This is a genomic window from Niastella yeongjuensis (assembly GCF_900110245.1).
GTDB classification, from domain to species: domain Bacteria; phylum Bacteroidota; class Bacteroidia; order Chitinophagales; family Chitinophagaceae; genus Niastella; species Niastella yeongjuensis.
This window is the reverse complement of the sequence record NZ_FOCZ01000009.1, coordinates 240,403-257,249: the sequence shown is the minus strand read 5'-3', so window position 1 is coordinate 257,249 and position 16,847 is coordinate 240,403. Positions and strand designations below refer to the sequence as shown.

Genomic DNA, 16,847 nt, shown 5'->3' with positions numbered 1-16,847 from the left:
ATAGTTTATGCTGAAAGTGCGCTGGTCAGCTGCGTGCGATGGCTCTTTTCTTCGATCTCTTTTTTACACAGGGGCAGGTACGCCCAATACCAGCTTACAGATTTTAATAAGCCATTTCGCAGGGAATAACCGGGGGTATAACCCAGCAATTTCCTGGCTTTGTCCATAAAGGATGCCGGATGCAAAGAATCGTTCAACTTATATTTCTGCGCTATTTGAACATTGTTAATGCTTATATCAAAGGCGCTCAGGTATTCCCTGAGGCAGAGGGCGAGCTGATCTAATGACGTTCTTTCATCAACCCCTATATTATATACCTGATTAACTGCCTGGGGGTTGCTGGTGAGCAGGGCCAGGATATTGGCTTGCACTACATTTTCTACATAAGTAAAATCGTGCGCATTTTCGCAGGTCCCATTGATAGCCGGCGTTTCATGCCGCATAAACTGCATCACAAATTTGGGAATATCGGCTGCATACTCGCTTTGCGGATCCTGTCGCTGGCCAAATACATTGAAATACCGCAGTCCGATGGTTTCCATTCCATAGAGCCGGGTGAAAAGCGCTGCATATTGCTCATCGATATAAGTTTCTCCTGTTTTCTTTTCTGTTTTAGGCGTCTCTTCACTCCCGTATGTGCAGAAACTTGAGGCATATACAAAACGTTTTACTTTTGCTTCATAGGCCGCTACCAGTATATTTAAAAAACCGCTTGCATCTACACTTCCGGGCGTAATGGCATCATTCATGGGTATTGTAATGGGCCCTAACGTTGCCTCCTGGATAACATAATCCATTCCCTGGCAGGCAACACGGCAGGTATCCACGTTACAGATATCCCCTTCAGCAAATTCGAAATGGGAGTGGTTGGCAAAGGGCGCCATATTTCGAAAATGTCCCGTTGACATGTTGTCAAGTACACGCACTTTACGGGCGCCGGCATTCAATAAGAACTCGGTAATATGCGACCCAATAAAGCCAGCTCCTCCTGTAACCAGATAGGTAGAGCCCGCAATTTTTTCGTATTGTGCGGCTGTCAGTTTCATAAACTACATGTTTAAAGGTTGTAAATATGGATTATCAAAAAGCAGCTTTGTGTGCTTTGGGGCTGAAGATGGTAAGAACGATAATTTTTATATCCAGGCGGAACGACCAGTTCTCGATATACCAGAGATCGTGCAGGGTGCGTTGCCGTTTTTGTTCTTCTGTATCAGTGGGTCCCCGCCAGCCGTTCACCTGTGCCCAGCCGGTTAAACCAGGCTTCACGTATTGCCGCAGCATGTAGTGATAAACATTTTCCTGTAACTGGCGATTCAAAAATCTTCTGTGTGGCCGGGGGCCTACCACGCTCATGCTTCCCCGCAGTACATTAATAAATTGAGGCAGTTCGTCGATGCTGTATTTTCTTAGTATCCTGCCCAGGCGGGTGATGCGGGGATCGTTGCATTCAGTGGAGCGGGTGCCGCCGGAGCAGTCATCATTTTCCCGCATGCTTCTAAACTTGTACACTTTAAAGGGCTTGCCGCCTTTTCCTATGCGGATGGGGCAATAGAAAACAGGACCGGCTGATTCTAATTTTATAAGGAGCGCAACAACCAGAAATATAGGCAACAGGCAAATAAGCGCTATGGCTGCAAATACTTTATCAAAACAGTTTTTAAAGAATCCGGCCATTTTTCCATCAATGGGTAACTCTCTTATATTCACTGTATCAACCTGCCCCATTCGCGTGATCTTATAATGGTTGCCAAATAATTCATGATAGTCCAGCACATATCTCACGCGGATGCCGTAATAATCGGCAATAGACAATATCTGTAGAATATTCTTTTTCTGATCATCCGGCAGGGCAATTACAATTTCATCGATGTCGTTGACCTGTAGAAATTGATTGATATTGTCCAGGTTGGTCAGCACTTTTTTACTTTCAATCACACATTCTTCCAATTGATCGCAGCTGATAAACCCTTTCAGGTGATAACTGCTGTTATGGCTGGCGCTCACCTGGTCTTCAATGATCTTTGCTTTATTACCCGTGCCGGCTACAATAACATATTTCTGGTTGGCGGCATTAACACTTATGATCTCGATGATCAGGAAGTTGATCACGAGGTCAAGGCCGTAAACACCGAGCGTAACGGAGATGAGGTGTTTATAGAAAACGGCAGGCGCCGGTAGCAGCCAAAGTATGGCACATTCAATTATGAGCAGGGTGAGATACGCCTTGAAATGGCTGGAGATACGGTCCTGAAATTTCTGGTACGAACCGGAGAACCGGTGTTTTCCCATGTATTCGATCAGGCACCACAGAAAAGCGATAACTGATAAAGTGATCCATTCGCCCTTTGAATATTTGAAATCCCTAAAAAAGTAGTGGGCGAGGGGTAAAATAAAAAAGAGTGGGAGCAGGTCTATCGCCAGATATGGGATATCCTGCTTTATTTTTTGACCAGGCATGGCCGCAAGCTTTAAATGGTTAATAAGAAAGACTGATTACCAGCAAATACCTTCATAATTGGATAAGGTCTCCAACTCATGAATTCTTGCCAGGTCTATTATTGCTGTTTTCTCCTGCAATAAGTGGCGGTAGGTTTTTGCGTCAAAATTCTTATGGCTTATGATCACCACGTCATTTTCAGAAATAGCGGATTCAAGATTATAGGTGAGGTGTTCAGATAAATGCGGCAATCGCTCATTGATGTAAGCCTTGTTGGCGCCGATCAGTTTTGACAGTCGTACATATTCATCATAAATGGTAACATGGTATCCTTTCCCAATAAGGGTTTCTGCCAGTTCAACATATGGACTGAACCGCAGGTCGTCTGTACCTTCCTTAAAACTTAAGCCTACCAGGCAAACGTTTTTCTTGCCCTTGCTGCTTACCAGTTCGAAGGCTTTTTTCTTGTGCTGTTCATTGCTGGAATTGATCATAGCCAGCACGGGTGTGTCCAGGTAATTATCGTGGCCCATGGTCACCAGTCCCTTCAGGTCTTTGGGCAGGCACGAACCGCCATAAACAAAACCCGGTTTCATATAAGCCGTTGAAATGTTCAGTCTGGTGTCTTTGCAAAACAGGTCCATCACTTTAAACGGATCGATGGTCAGCGCCTTGCAAATGGTTCCTATTTCATTGGTGAATGCGATCTTCAGCGCATGGAATGAATTGTTCACATACTTGATGATCTCTGCTACTTTAACATCGGTTATTTCAATGGGGCAATCGAGGCAGCTGTAGATTGAAGCCACTTTTTCCATGGCATAACTGTTGTCGCCGCCTATTACGGTAACTGAAGGATGATAATAGTCGTGTACTGCTGATCCTTCGCGTAAGAATTCCGGGTTAGAGACCACCGAAAAATGTTCTCCTCTTTTCTTTCCGGAAAATTCTTCCACGATCTTGCCATAGCGATAGTTGGTACCCGGTACCACAGTGCTTCGGATCACTATGGTGTGAAAGCTGTCTTTTGTTTTTAGTGCTTTGCCAATTTGCTCGGCTGTTTTGAAAATATAGGATAGGTCCAGGTGCCCGTTTGCAGAGGGGGGAGTGCCTACGCAGATAATACTTACTTCCGAATTGTTCACTGCTTCTTCAGGGCAATCGGTAGCGGAAATGCGGCCATTTTCAAAGCCATCCCGGATGATGTCGTTAATGTCTTTTTCAATGATGGTTGGTTTACCCTGGTTGATGAGGTCAACCTTGAAACTGCTTACATCCACACCTATCACTTCATGCCCGTTTTTGGCGAGACACCCAAGACTAACGCATCCTACATATCCTAGTCCAAAAATTGAGATTATCATAAACTTACATTTTATAGCGAGTGATCTGCTCTTTCATGAATGCTGTCATGTCATCCCATTGATCGAGCAATTTGTTTCGAACCCGGGTTTGGTTTTCCACATTGAATTTTATCTGTAGTGTCTTGTTTATAAAAGGCAGTGCGCTGTCAGTTGGTAAATGTTCCAGCATGCCTAGTTGTACCAACAGATCATTCGCCTTCATATGCCTGATGCCACAGTATACGCTTGGTACGCCCAGCATGCCGCCTTCCCTTGCCATGCTATCGCCCGATGATAGCACCATCCTGGAATAATAGATCAGGGAGTGAATATCGTCAACCGGCTCCTGCAAAATGGTCCAGTGTTTCGGGTACCTGCCGGCCAGGCTTTTATCTTCGAGTGATAGAATAACTTTTGTGTTGGATTGTATCCGGCCGGCAAAACTTCCGATGATCCCATCCTGCTGGTTATAATAGTTAAATGACTTATTGCTTACTTCCCTTACGAAAATGTAATCATAGGGAATGAGCCCGTGTTTCGCTGGTATAGCTTCGTTTGGCTGGAACCGTTTCGGGCTTAAATAACTCCATTCTTTCAGACAGTTAAAAACCGATACTTTATGGTTCTTTTTTACAATGGGAGGAAAGAACAACTGGGTCGACAGGCGGGCATTGATCTGGTTCACCTGTTTACGCTCGGGATCGTCGTAAAACTGAATGATGGGGATACCGGCAATTTTACAGGCCAGGGCCAGTGGTATACTGCTTGCTGCCACACAGATATTGAAATTCTCCTTTTTGATCAGATCGAGGAAAGCCAGTGTACGTTTTATATTGCCATTCCAAAGTATCGACCAGCGGGTACCGTGGCTGCTGCCTACCGGCACGAGTTGAAAATTGGGATATTCCCTTTTTATGATGTTGGGCAATTTCCCTCTTTCCAGATAACAGATGGTTACGTCCCAGTTTTCTTCCCGCAGCTCATTGGTGAGCCCTTTAAATAAATTCAGCTGGGCGGGATGTTTTATGTCGAAAAGGATTTTCATACCCCTTGTACTATAAGTCTAATTTCTGTATGCGGTCTTCGCCAAGGAACAGGTCCTTGAACCACCTTTTGTCTTTTTTCGGTTGTGCATCACCCCGGTACGTCAGTTTGCGCATCATAGGCTGCCAAACCCCTGTCATGCGGCAGATGTTTTCTGCACTGGAGGCGCCTTCTAAAAAGCCAAACCTTGGGATGGTAAAACTTTCATTCAGTAAGGCCGGGGTCAGGTATTGGGGTTGCGCAGAAAATGCCAGCCGGTAATTCAACGTTTTCAGGATCTTTATTTCGCGCCGGCTGTAGTCGCCATTGGGATAAGCAAAATAAACCACCTCTTTGCCTATCCATGATTCCAGCTTTTGCCGTGATCCCTTCAGCTCTTCGTACACCTGCATTTCCGGACAGTTGATCAGGATCGGGTGTGTTTGGGTGTGGGAGCCGATGGTCACATAAGGCGAGTTGGCCACCATTTTAACCTGATCTACCGTCATGGCATCGCGGCCGGGGTAAATCATCTGTTTAATATCCTTTAGTATTTTAAGCCGTTCTTCTTCCGGCATTTTTTTCAACGCGTGTTTTGAAAAGCTGGTCAATCCCTGGCGCTTTGCCTGGGTTACATACGACCACCAGTAGGTACCCTCTTCTGCGGGGGTGGTTGAAACAAAAATGGTAACGGGCACCTGGTTTCTGTTGGCCACTTCCACTACATTGGTCACATTGGTTTGCCAGCCATCGTCAACAGTGAGTAGTACGGCTCCTTTAGGAAAAGGTATTTCCCTGTTCATTACTCTTTCCAGATCGTGGGGGCTAATGAAATTGAACCCCTGGCTCTTTAGCCATTTGATGCTGAACTCAAATTCATCTTTTCCTGGTTTGTGATAATACAGGGAGAGGATGCATTCAGTGTCTAGCGCTTTTCTGGTAGCTTGTTTTACCCGGCCTGTCAGGATCAGTGTATTGGCCGCCAAATACCCAAGCATGTTTCTGAGATTTTTGTTCATAACAATCGTAATTAGGGGTCATAAATCAATTTTTTATTGCCATTTTCTCCGGTTTCGCCGGTTTAACATGGCTGTTAGGAATACTGGAAAACTCATAGGTGCCTGAAAGGGCTCTTTTGTATACGTCAACGATCCGCCGGGCAACTGTATCCATATCCAGTCCAAGATCAATAATGCGTTGTCTGCCGTTGGTTCTGCCATTGTTTAGTGAAACATTCAATGCCTGGTTGATCTTATTGGCGAAATCTTTGGGGTCAAAGGAGGCGATGTAACAGCCGGGAGTATTACCAAACACCCATTTAACATCACCCACATCGGTAGAAACAATGGGGCAATTACAAGCCATGGCTTCTTTAATAACATTCGGTGAACCTTCCATAAAAGAAGGGAATACCAATAGATCTGCCTCATTCATATACCAGGGTATATCTTCATGCGAAACCGGGTAGGGCGAGATCAATTCTATATGCTCCATACCTGGTTGTTGAACCGCTGCCTGCGCTAATGGGAAATTCTTTCCGGTTTTGGTTCTGCTGCCCAGGAACAACACTTTCTTTTTCCCGTTGGCAGCTAAATGGCCGTTGTTCTCATCGGCAGGCAGCGGTTTGAATTTCTGAAGGTCTACCCCGTTGGGAATGATGTACGACTTCTCTTTTTTGTACACCGATTCGGAAATATTCGACGATTTGGAAATAACCGCGCTTACGAAAGGCTGTATTAGCCAGGTAAGAAAAGACGAGATCCTGCTTTTCAACACCACTTTGTTTTTCCCTTTGTACTCGCCATTGGCATCGGTGCCCATGAGCGACAATACAACGGGTAATTTTCTTCCGGCCCCTATCAGTGCAGTCCAGCCACAATAGGTGAAGTGTGCATGTATGAGGTTGTAGCGTTTCTTATCCAGCAATTTGCGAAGTCGGAAACCGGCTTTTACATAACCCCACAAACCCTTTCCAACAACCGGGAAATAATCAACCTGTACGCCTTCGCCTTTCAATGACTCGCCCTGGTCCTTAATAAAGGGAATAATGTCGAAATCTTTATTATTGCCGCTGCAAACAAATAGCACTTTCATAAATCAAAATATCATGGTAATAAAATACTGGGTTTCCCTTCTTTTAAATCCTCTCCCGATAGAACATCCTGGTAGGTTTGCATAAATGCTTTTCCCATTCTGTTCAGGGAAAATGATGTTTCAATGATCCTTCTTCCTGCTTTCCCAAATGCGGCGCATCTTTCAGGGTCATCTATCAAACCGGTGATCAATGCGGCAATCTCTTTTTCCGTATGATCGGCAATCAGGTATCCATTCAGCTGGTCGTGTACGATCTCTTTTGTACCACCGGCATCATTTGCGATTACAGGTTTGGCCAGGCTCATGTATTCAATGATGGAGTTGGAGATCCCTTCTCCGCTTATCTTATTCGAAAAAAGCACGCCAACGGTACAGCAGTTCACCAATGCTTCTACATCACTGATCCTTCCGGTGAAGATTATCCTGGTATTGCTGGTTAACTGCCCCTCGTATCGCTCCACATCCGCCAGGTTGGTACCATCGCCCACTGCCACAAAACTGATATCGTCTCGCGTTCGGGTAATTTGTTCAGCTATGCTGAAGAATAATGGATAATCCTTTTTATCCGAGAACGAGGCCACCATTACTACGGCATAGGGAGTACTGATGCCATATTTTAGTTTTATCGATTCCAGGGCACACAGGTTTTCAAAACGGGAGAGGTTGATACCGTTATAAATTACCCGGGTTTTCCGGACCGGTGGATTGAAGGCATTCAACCCTGCCTGTGAGTTGGAGAGAACGATCTTTGAAAAGAAAAAATTGATCTGATCGATGATGCCGTTTAACGACCACCTGGTAACGTTGGATGGGGCACCGGTTATCTGACTGTTTACCAGCGGTATTCCCTGTCCTACGGCAGCCGGGATGGCGAATAGGGATTGCATTCGCCCCCAGGTATGAATGATGTGTGGTTTAAATTGTCTGCATTTTTTATAGAACTTATAAAAAACGCTCAGGTCGTTCTTTTTCCACCATTTTCGAATAACCTGGTAATTGATGTTTAGTTTGTAAAAGGAAGGATATTCAATCATGGGATCTGTCACTACCACCATTAATTCATATTCTTCTTTTTGTTTCAGATAAGTAAGCAACTCTATAAGTCGCCTTTCTTTGCCGCCCCCTTTTATACTGCCTATAAAGAAAAGTATACGGGTCTTTTGATGGTTTGGTTTCATGTAATGAAATTTTCTTTGTAAAGTATACTAGGCAGGAGCATTAAGGTAACTACTACTGGTGATGGGCTTATCCGTCTTCGATAGATAAGTAAGTAATTGCTGGGTTACTATTCTGTAACCATGATAGTGGGTTACATATTGCCGGGCATTCTCAGACATCAGCTGGTACTGTTCCTTCGTCAGGGTAGCATGTTGTCTGCTCAAATCAAATACATCGGTATACACTATGCCAAGCTGGTGATTGGAAATGATTGAATCGGGGTTAACGTTAACGGTCGACATAACAGGTGTGCCAACCGCCCACGATTCCAGAAAGGTATTGCTGAACCCTTCGAACCGGGACGTATTCAATAAAAATTTTGCTTTAGCCAAAAAAGGAAGCACCTGTGTTCTTTCTAAAAAACCTGGAAAATGTACATTCGGTAACTTCTTTAGTTTTTCCAGATAGGTGGTGGTTTCTTCATCACTGTTTGAACCGGCCTTTCCTGCAATCCAAAACTGTTCTTTTTTTAAAAGGCTGGCAACCTGAAATAACAGCTTAAGGTTTTTGGGATACCTGTACAAGCCAAGCCACGCGATATAACCTGAAGCGTGTTCATTGGCGGGTAGCTCCTGATGGTCTAAGTAATGGGGATTTAAAATCTTTATGGCCGATTTGTTCGGAAACTTCTTTTTGATCTTTAACAGCTGGTAATTGTTCTGGCATAAAATATGGTGCGACATCCTGAGGCCCCAATACAATATAAAATGCTGAATGGCAGAGTATGTATCGCGGTACCGTTTGTCGAGGTGTGCGTCGCTGGAGATGCGCTGAATGTATTTAACATGCAGTATCCGGCAGGTCATTGTCAGCAACAGGGTGGTCCAGCCTGCAATCCCCGAATAAAGATAATCTGGCTTGGCGCGTTTAATTTTTTTATACATATGCGGCAGCCGGTAATAGATCCAGCGGAACCAGCGGATGCCTTTGTTGAAATCATACATCGGAACGATCTTAATGTTCTTGCATTCTTCTTTCAATACCGTTTTGCTATCGATCCTGGTCATAACCTGTACTTCCTGCCCTTCTGCTATAAGGCCCAGGATCCAGCCATAGGTTTGAACGGATGAACCGCCTGTCGGTTTTTCGTTCACCTGCATTAGGTTAATGATCTTCTCATCGATAAATAAGAACCTTGCCATTGCTTTTGAATTTGAGAATGAGGATTTGAGTTTACACGATCTCTGGTTGTTTGAATAGGTAAGGTTGCTCATCAGGTACGGCAGCGTGTTTTGCCGTGGGAAGCAAAAGCACTAATACCTGCAATACGGATGCGGCGCCTTCGGTATACCGGCCGCTGCCGGTATAGGCCAAAAATGTGGCACAGCAAAATAGAATGATCAGTTTCTCCTGGTAAGTGCTCGAGGCGCGGAAAGATTGAAAAAAGGCCGTACCCATCATAAGCAGGTAAAGGGTTACGCCTATCAGGCCACTGGAGTGAATGATGTTGGTTAAATCGCCATGCAGGCTTCTGTCGCCTAAGATGCCATTTCCATAGTTGCCGGAGCTGTTGAACAGGTCGTAGCCGGTCCAGGGACTGTAGGCATGATAAACAAACATATCGGTATATAAAAGATCGTATTCGAGGAACCGTTTTTCTTCAGCCAGGTCACGGTCATCGAGTTTGCGAAGTTCTACCCGTTGTTTAAATTCGCCCATGAAATCGGTTTGACTGTAAACGAAATAACCAATGGCTCCTAAAACAACTAAACCCACTATTAACACTTTTGCTTTTTCCCTGGTTAGCATGGTCATCAGGTTTATAAGAATGGCCAGCGCACTTAAACCCATTACGGTGCGGCGCAGGGAGAGCAGCACCAGGAAAAAGGCAACGATACTTACCCCGAGGTAAAGCAGTTTTCTTTCATTAATACCCCTGTTGAACCCTAAAAAAATGGCAAACGGCAGTGTGTTGAAGGCAGCGGCATACAGGTTGCCATATAAGATCCCCGACTTGATGCCATACATTTGGGCAGGTGCAAACTTATACACGGTGGCTGCCATTGAATTCATGATAAAAAGTATAAGGATCAACAGCGCTGCCTGCGACAATTCTTTATATATAACTTCCGACGGGTAATTTTTATAAAGCGCAGCTACAACAGGCACCGAGGCAAAAAACCAGACAACGGAGAAAACATATGGCCGTATAAGTACCAGGTCATTCGACCTGTTCAATAACAACAGAAAGTATAAGATCAAAAGAATTGCCCAGATGTTTTGCCGGTAGAACGAATTGTGCCTGATCATTGATACCAGAATGATCATCGATACAACTCCGTAATAAAGAAAGGCAGGTGAAACGTCGCTGACAATTTTTTCGGTAAAGAAGATCACCGGCAAATACATGATACAGAACTCACTCTTTTTGAAGAGCAGGTATACCGTAAGCCCAAAGATGAACACCACTTTTGCAACCAGAAAAAACGAGTCCATATTGATCTTTTTATCAGTTCATGGTAATTGAAAAACGTTCGCGGATAACCTGGGCGAATGTTGAATAGAATGCATCGCCCGACAAATTTTCCCCGGCATATTGCAGGGTCTGTAACCGCATTTGGTACAGGTTGTTATAATTGGATAACAGCGCTTCCAGGGAGGTGGTCAGTTCTTCAACGCTGTTTGATTTGATCACAAACCCGTTAACCCCGTTGTAAATATTGAACCTGGTGCCGCAGGTATCGGTACAGATCACGGGTAAACCGTAGCCCATGGCTTCACTTACCGAAATAGAATAAGGTTCATTGATGGCGGGTAGTACAAAAATGTCATGTGAAGCATATAGGTCCGCCATTTGGGTAAAAGGAACGTTTTGTTTCAGGTCAACCTGGTCATTCAATTCGAGGTCTTGTGCGGCAGCTTTAATTGTCATAAACCTGGTTTGTTGTTCCTCGTTGGCGCATTCACCGGCCATGGTTGCCTTGAACCGGTACTTTTTTTTAAGATTCCCCAGTGCCTGCAGAAAAAGCATATGTTTCTTCCTTTCCTGGTGGTATTTGCCAATCATTAAGATCCTGGGTCCTTCCGTTGATATGTCTTTTCTGCAGGCGTCGTCTGGAGTGATACTAACCGGCAAGGGAACGTGATACATGTATCTCGGCCAACCTTTATTGCCTGGTGAGTTGGTGCTTTTGATCGGTGTTATCCAGGCTGCCCTGAAAAACTTTATAGTTAATTGTTGTTTTAGTCGCAGTTTCCATGATCTGGGGCGAAGCAGGTCTTCCTGCGTATAGAAGATGATCTTTGCTTTTGTAAGCAGGGCAAAAAAAGCTGCCAGCAGGGAAAACAGTTTGTAGGGATCACGGATCACAACGATCTGCGGTTGTAGTTGCCGCATGGCCCGCCAGTAAGAGCCAGAACCCGGAAAATAAAAGCGCTTGTTTGCCTGGCCTTTGTCGAATTTCTTTTCAATGAACCGGCTTAGTTTACTTTGTTTATAACAAACCGGTTTTACCAGGCTGTGGTCTTCGGTTTTACCAATAGTGGCTACATGGAAAAATACCTCGTGCTTTTTTTTCAGCAATATTTTTATGATCTCAACCTGGTTGGTATGGAACCGGGGCGCCACAAAAAGAATTTTCATGAGCGTTGTTTTGGGTGCTAGTTTTTGCTGAAGGACTTCTCAGACTTGAGAAACTTTATAGAGGTTATCGTATGCCGCAATTCCTGTCGTTCGGTTTTGCTCAATCCCAAAAAGTAAAAAGTACCTAACGTGGTCAAAAAAACCGTGGGTGCCAGCAACATCAGTTGATAGAGTGTAACAACGCCGGTAAAGGTAGCCAGCCACACTGCCATGCCCAGTAAAACAAAAGAGGTTACAAATGGCCGGTAGTTGGTGATGAACTCGGCTTTTGCTGCCGATTGCATAATGCCGGCCAGTATTTTTCGTTGTCCTATAAACAAGAACAGGCGGCTTATGATCAGGGCCATGCAAAGACCAACAATGCCCAGTTTGCTTGCCAGCAGAATACCAAAACCTGCAAACAGGGCGCCCGAGATCAGGGTAAGAAAAACTTTCTTCTTAATATCGAGGGTGGCGTTGATGATACAGGCGTCATTTTTTACAAAGGTGTCCTGCATGATGGTGATCATGATCATCACATTCGCCAGCTGGCCTGCAAAATGTTCCTTGCCAACCCATACTTTTAAAAAGGTATGATTGAACATAATAACGGTGGCACCAAAAGCAGTTGTCAGCAGCAATGTAACGCTGTTTATCTTTTTACGAACGCTGTTTATTTTTTCATATTCTTTCAGTCCCAGCAGCTTGCCCACACCCGGCATAATACCCAGTATCAGCCTGTTTATAATGCCCTGTAATGCCATGGGAATAAACTTGGTAAGGGTGTAGTAGGTAACGGTTACAGGACTGGTAATAATGCCCAGTAAAAGTTTATCGCTGTTGTTGTTCACTACATTGGCACCGGCATCGGCCAGGTACCAGGCGCTTAATTTTCCAAACCGTAAAATATTCGCGCGGGTAGGTCTTTTTATTCCGAACCAGGGAACACTTCTTTTTACTACTATGTAAAAGGAAATGCCTATGAGCAGGTTGTCGAACAATTGAATAGCAGCCAGCGCTGCCAACCCATACCCCATTGTAATGGCCAGTACTTTTAATCCGCCGCCTATGATCACGATGCCTGCGCGTAAGCCCATCCGTTTAAAGGAGAGGTTCATGCCCCGCAGGATCGCTTCAAACAATTCAAATGCTTTGAAAACAATAATGGAGAAAGCCAGTATCGAGCAGGTAACCCTGATCAGGGTGTAATGGGCTTTGTCGGCGTGTGTAATGATCGGGGCATACCAGGAAATAATGCTGCCGCCGATCAGAAGCACCGGCATTACCAACAGCAATACGGTAAAGGCGGCGCCGGCCTCACTGCGCAATTCATCAACAGTGGCTACATCCTTCTTTTGAGCAACCGTCCATTTAAGAACCTGTGAAGCCCGGGTATCGGTAATATTAATGTACCCGGTTAACTGGCCAAGCATTTGCCAGATGCCGAATAAGGAAGTTCCCAGCCCGGCGACAATAAATGGATTTACAAAAAAACCGGTAAGCCGGTTGGCTATGTAATCCAGCATGCTGGAAAGCGTATTCAAATAGGCACGTTGCTTCAGGTTTTCTTTTTTGCCTTCACTTTTCTTACCGGCAACGATACCTTCCGCTGGTTCATTTACCAAAGGTTCAGTGATCATGGTATAAGTGTTTAATGGTCGTTACATATGAGCCATTTCCAGGTGTTCAATGGCATAAAATGTCTTATACCACGTAATGAATTCTTTTATGCCTGTTTGCAGGGAAGTGGAGGGTCTGTATTGAAAGTTGGTGGCAAGCTGGTCTATATCTGCCCAGGTTGTTTGCACTTCACACCGCTCACCGGTCTTCATTTCTATTTTGGCATTCTTTTCGCAATTCTTTTCTAGTTCCTTAATAAAATCCATTAACTCAACCGGGTTGTCATTGCCGATATTATAAATGCGATAAGGCGCTATGGAGCTGGAGGGATCGGCTTGCAATGGACTCCAGTCGGGATTGGGCGTTGCTGGTTTGTCCAGCACGCGCACAATGCCCTCTACTATGTCATCGATGTAAGTGAAATCCCGCTTCATTTGCCCGCCATTGTAAACCGTAATAGGCTGGTCGTTCATAATGGCATTGGCGAATAGGAAATAAGCCATGTCTGGCCGGCCCCAGGGGCCATACACGGTAAAAAAGCGCAAGCCGGTGGTAGGGAGGTTGAACAAATAGCTGTATACATGCGCCATCAGTTCATTCGATTTTTTGGTGGCCGCATATAAGGAAATGGGATGGCCGATGCTTTGGTCAACGGCAAACGGCATTTGTTCATTCAACCCATATACACTCGACGAACTGGCATACACCAGGTGTTGTATGGAGTGGTGACGGCAGGCTTCCAGAATATTCAGAAATCCTACTACGTTCGATTGAACACAAGCATCGGGGTTGTTAATGGAATACCGTACACCTGCCTGGGCTGCCAGATGAACTACCAGGTCGAATTTCTCCTTCCTGAAAAGACTCATCAGCATTTGTTTGTCTTCCAGGCCCAGTTTAATAAAACGGTAATTGTTATACCTGGTGCTGCTTACCAGTTTATTCCATTCTATCTGGTTCCTGTTTATGCCATTCTCAGCCAGCCGGGCATATTTTAGACTGGTATCGTAATATTCATTGATGTTATCAAGACCTATTACTTCGTCTCCCCGTTCCAGTAATTTCTTCGTGAGAAAATAGCCAATGAACCCGGCGCTTCCTGTTATCAGTACGTTCATACCCTAATTTTTTTATCTTTTTTGGATGGAAAATGAAAGATCTTCTGGAATTTGGATCTTTTGTTTTCGCGATCGCGATATACGTTTTCGTATCCATAGCCATAACTATAACCATACATGCCTTTCAGAATGCCTCTGGATCTGATACCGTTGAACACGATGCGTGGATTTTTCAGGGCTTTGAACTTATTGTTATTGTCGAGTATTTGCACCATGGTTTTGGGGGTGCGGTTATGCCTGATCACAAACAGGGTAATATCACAGAAATCGGAGAATGTATAAGAATCTGAAACCGGATCAATAGGGGAGGCATCCAGCACAATGTAATCGAAGGTGTCGTGGAGATAAGCGATCAGGATGTCGAGCCTGCCGCTCAGGATCAGTTCCCGGGAGTTATCTTCACCCCGCCCTGCGCTGACAACAAACAGGTTATTTACTTCGGTGTTGGTAATGATTTCCTCTGGTGTTTTTGACCCGTCAAGAAACTCGGCCACGCCTGCCTGTTGGTCTATACCCATGATGGCGGAAGTTCTGGGCTTTCTGATATCGAGGTCAACCAATACCACCCTGTTGCCGGCCAAAGCCAGGCTGGTGGCGAGGTTGGTACTGATATAGGTTTTGCCTTCACTGGGAATGCTGGAGGTGATCAGGATCCTTTTTATATTGATCTCTTTTTTGCGGCCAAACAAGCCAATAGCGGCCCGCAGGTGTCTGAACTGTTCGGCAACGATTGATACTTTGGAGTTGCTGTGCAGCAGGGACTCTTTATCCTTGTTCACTGAAATTTCCGCAATTACCGGTACACTGGTGAGCGATTCAATTTCAGACCTGAACAGGATCTTCTTGTTCATCATTTCCTTGAGCGATACAATGCCGATACCCAAACCACCAAAAAGAGCCAGTGCCCCAAAGTAGGTCAGCATTTTCTTGGGACTGACCGGGGTTATGGAAGAACTGGCCATATCTATGATCTTGCTGTCTGAGTTGGCGCTTGAACTGGCCAGCGCAGTTTGTTCGCGTTTTTCGAGCAGGTAACTGTAGATACCTTTTTTTATCGCCTGCTCGCGGCTGATGCTCATCAGTTCCCGTTCTTTTTGTGGAATGGTGCGCAGCTCTGAGTTATAACCACTGCTTATGGATGCCAGGTTTCTTTTACCGGCTTCCAGACTAAGGCGGTAATTCTTTAATTTTTCCAGAACTAACGGCCGCAGCTGTTCAATCTCTTTGGCTACGCCAACAGCGTATGGGTTATTTTCTGCAGTGGTCTTCAGCAGGGTTTCATATTCTACTTTTTTATTGTAAAGTTTCTGCATCAGATCGCTCAGTACCGGATCGGTGATACCCAGCGTAGCAGGTACAAGGTCGCCCTTGTTCGATCTGGAGGTCACATAATTTTCCATTTCATCGAGGGCAGCCTTTTGCATACTCAGATCGGCTATTTTCCGGTCGTTGTCACCCACATTTTCGAGGTACATTTTGCTTTGTTCGCCCAGATCTACTACTCCTTTGTCAGTTCTGAAGGTTTGCACCACGCTTTCTATGGAGTCCAGTTCCCTTTCCACTTTTAGCAGGCGTGCTTCAATAAACTCAAGCGTATTGGCTGCCATTCCTTTCTTTTCTTCAATGGATTGAAGGTGATAAGCGATCAGCAGTTTATTCAGAATGTCTTCGGCCCGTCTTGGGATGGGATCGCGTAAGGTAAGGTCAATGGTGGTTGATAGTTTATTGGGTGAATTCACCTGCAGGTTGAGCAAAATACCGGGGGCTACATCTTTAGGTTTGTTCAGTTCGAAAAACAGGGGCCCCACGGGCGCAGTTGTTTGCCGGTCGTTGGGAATAAACTTCAGTTCGCCCCAGCGGGTGTTGCACCATACCCTAAGCGGATATTTTCTGTTTTCGATGACCACCTCTTTTACTTTGTCTTTATATACATTGGTGGCTGCCCGCCGTTCTTTATCAGTATAATAATTTACGCTCATCACAATATCAGTGTCCCCGGTCTCAATCAACTCGTCTGGGTCCTTTGCCACAATAGAGACCGGAGAACTGACGTAGGCGGAGGTCTCATTAAATTTTCCCATGCTGTATTCGGGCCCTTCATTGATAGGCGCGTATAACAGCAATTGCACAATCACTTGTTCCATCAGTTTTCGTGAATGAATGACCTCTATTTCATTTTCGGCTATGTTTTTAGTGGGATAAATTTGCAGTGCTTCCATGGAGCCCGATTCATCTACACCCTTCTTTTCATCTTTCACCATAACGGTGGCATTGGTTTCATATACCGGCACTGCAATAAAGTGCAGGTATGCCCAGGCAGATCCCACGCCTACAATAATAAGAATCAGAAATAAAGGCCAGTATGGCAAATACCAGTTAACAATTAGTGAACCGATATTCTTTTCGTTTTTGGTATTTATATTCGGTTGCAT

At 44.9% G+C, this 16,847-nt stretch carries 13 protein-coding genes; all 13 read right to left on the bottom strand.

What is annotated here, in order from left to right:
- Window positions 1-5 precede the first annotated feature (5 nt).
- Genes BMX95_RS23600 through BMX95_RS23540 form a run of 13 tightly spaced genes read right to left on the bottom strand, consistent with a single transcriptional unit; the run spans window position 6 to window position 16,847 of the window.
- Window positions 6-1,046: an NAD-dependent epimerase/dehydratase family protein gene (locus tag BMX95_RS23600; protein WP_081197948.1), complete on the bottom strand. Its 1,041-nt coding sequence runs from the start codon at window positions 1,044-1,046 to the stop codon at window positions 6-8.
- 34 nt (window positions 1,047-1,080) lie between these two features.
- Window positions 1,081-2,457: an exopolysaccharide biosynthesis polyprenyl glycosylphosphotransferase gene (locus tag BMX95_RS23595; RefSeq protein WP_081197947.1), complete on the bottom strand. Its 1,377-nt coding sequence runs from the start codon at window positions 2,455-2,457 to the stop codon at window positions 1,081-1,083.
- Window positions 2,458-2,493: 36 nt separating this feature from the next.
- A complete protein-coding gene (locus BMX95_RS23590) occupies window positions 2,494-3,801 on the bottom strand; it encodes a nucleotide sugar dehydrogenase (protein ID WP_081197946.1) in 1,308 nt (435 codons plus the stop codon).
- Window positions 3,802-3,805: 4 nt separating this feature from the next.
- On the bottom strand, window positions 3,806-4,825 hold the full coding sequence (locus BMX95_RS23585) for a DUF354 domain-containing protein (RefSeq protein ID WP_081197945.1): 1,020 nt from the start codon (window positions 4,823-4,825) through the stop codon (window positions 3,806-3,808).
- Between the two features lie 10 nt (window positions 4,826-4,835).
- A complete protein-coding gene (locus tag BMX95_RS23580) occupies window positions 4,836-5,822 on the bottom strand; it encodes a polysaccharide deacetylase family protein (protein ID WP_081197944.1) in 987 nt (328 codons plus the stop codon).
- Between the two features lie 25 nt (window positions 5,823-5,847).
- Window positions 5,848-6,897, bottom strand: coding sequence for a glycosyltransferase family 4 protein (locus BMX95_RS23575; protein ID WP_081197943.1), 1,050 nt, complete (start codon window positions 6,895-6,897; stop codon window positions 5,848-5,850).
- 11 nt (window positions 6,898-6,908) lie between these two features.
- Window positions 6,909-8,075: a glycosyltransferase family 4 protein gene (locus BMX95_RS23570; protein ID WP_081197942.1), complete on the bottom strand. Its 1,167-nt coding sequence runs from the start codon at window positions 8,073-8,075 to the stop codon at window positions 6,909-6,911.
- Window positions 8,076-8,102: 27 nt separating this feature from the next.
- Window positions 8,103-9,257, bottom strand: coding sequence for a glycosyltransferase (locus tag BMX95_RS23565; RefSeq protein WP_081197941.1), 1,155 nt, complete (start codon window positions 9,255-9,257; stop codon window positions 8,103-8,105).
- A 31-nt stretch (window positions 9,258-9,288) separates the two neighbouring features.
- A complete protein-coding gene (locus BMX95_RS23560; RefSeq protein WP_081197940.1) occupies window positions 9,289-10,551 on the bottom strand; it encodes a hypothetical protein in 1,263 nt (420 codons plus the stop codon).
- 13 nt (window positions 10,552-10,564) lie between these two features.
- A complete protein-coding gene (locus BMX95_RS23555) occupies window positions 10,565-11,698 on the bottom strand; it encodes a glycosyltransferase family 4 protein (RefSeq protein WP_081197939.1) in 1,134 nt (377 codons plus the stop codon).
- A gap of 17 nt (window positions 11,699-11,715) precedes the next feature.
- On the bottom strand, window positions 11,716-13,317 hold the full coding sequence (locus BMX95_RS23550) for a lipopolysaccharide biosynthesis protein (protein WP_081197938.1): 1,602 nt from the start codon (window positions 13,315-13,317) through the stop codon (window positions 11,716-11,718).
- Window positions 13,318-13,338: 21 nt separating this feature from the next.
- A complete protein-coding gene (locus tag BMX95_RS23545; RefSeq protein WP_081197937.1) occupies window positions 13,339-14,415 on the bottom strand; it encodes an NAD-dependent epimerase in 1,077 nt (358 codons plus the stop codon).
- Window positions 14,412-16,847, bottom strand: coding sequence for a GumC family protein (locus tag BMX95_RS23540; protein WP_081197936.1), 2,436 nt, complete (start codon window positions 16,845-16,847; stop codon window positions 14,412-14,414). The genes BMX95_RS23545 and BMX95_RS23540 overlap by 4 nt, the downstream gene beginning before the upstream one ends.

Excerpts from the sequence above, each read along its gene's own strand:
- BMX95_RS23600 (WP_081197948.1), bottom strand. The coding sequence starts at position 1,046 with ATGAAACTGACAGCCGCACAATACGAAAAAATTGCGGGCTCTACCTAT.
- BMX95_RS23595 (WP_081197947.1), bottom strand. The coding sequence starts at position 2,457 with ATGCCTGGTCAAAAAATAAAGCAGGATATCCCATATCTGGCGATAGAC.
- BMX95_RS23590 (WP_081197946.1), bottom strand. The coding sequence starts at position 3,801 with ATGATAATCTCAATTTTTGGACTAGGATATGTAGGATGCGTTAGTCTT.
- BMX95_RS23585 (WP_081197945.1), bottom strand. The coding sequence starts at position 4,825 with ATGAAAATCCTTTTCGACATAAAACATCCCGCCCAGCTGAATTTATTT.
- BMX95_RS23580 (WP_081197944.1), bottom strand. The coding sequence starts at position 5,822 with ATGAACAAAAATCTCAGAAACATGCTTGGGTATTTGGCGGCCAATACA.
- BMX95_RS23575 (WP_081197943.1), bottom strand. The coding sequence starts at position 6,897 with ATGAAAGTGCTATTTGTTTGCAGCGGCAATAATAAAGATTTCGACATT.
- BMX95_RS23570 (WP_081197942.1), bottom strand. The coding sequence starts at position 8,075 with ATGAAACCAAACCATCAAAAGACCCGTATACTTTTCTTTATAGGCAGT.
- BMX95_RS23565 (WP_081197941.1), bottom strand. The coding sequence starts at position 9,257 with ATGGCAAGGTTCTTATTTATCGATGAGAAGATCATTAACCTAATGCAG.
- BMX95_RS23560 (WP_081197940.1), bottom strand. The coding sequence starts at position 10,551 with ATGGACTCGTTTTTTCTGGTTGCAAAAGTGGTGTTCATCTTTGGGCTT.
- BMX95_RS23555 (WP_081197939.1), bottom strand. The coding sequence starts at position 11,698 with ATGAAAATTCTTTTTGTGGCGCCCCGGTTCCATACCAACCAGGTTGAG.
- BMX95_RS23550 (WP_081197938.1), bottom strand. The coding sequence starts at position 13,317 with ATGATCACTGAACCTTTGGTAAATGAACCAGCGGAAGGTATCGTTGCC.
- BMX95_RS23545 (WP_081197937.1), bottom strand. The coding sequence starts at position 14,415 with ATGAACGTACTGATAACAGGAAGCGCCGGGTTCATTGGCTATTTTCTC.
- BMX95_RS23540 (WP_081197936.1), bottom strand. The coding sequence starts at position 16,847 with ATGCAACCGAATATAAATACCAAAAACGAAAAGAATATCGGTTCACTA.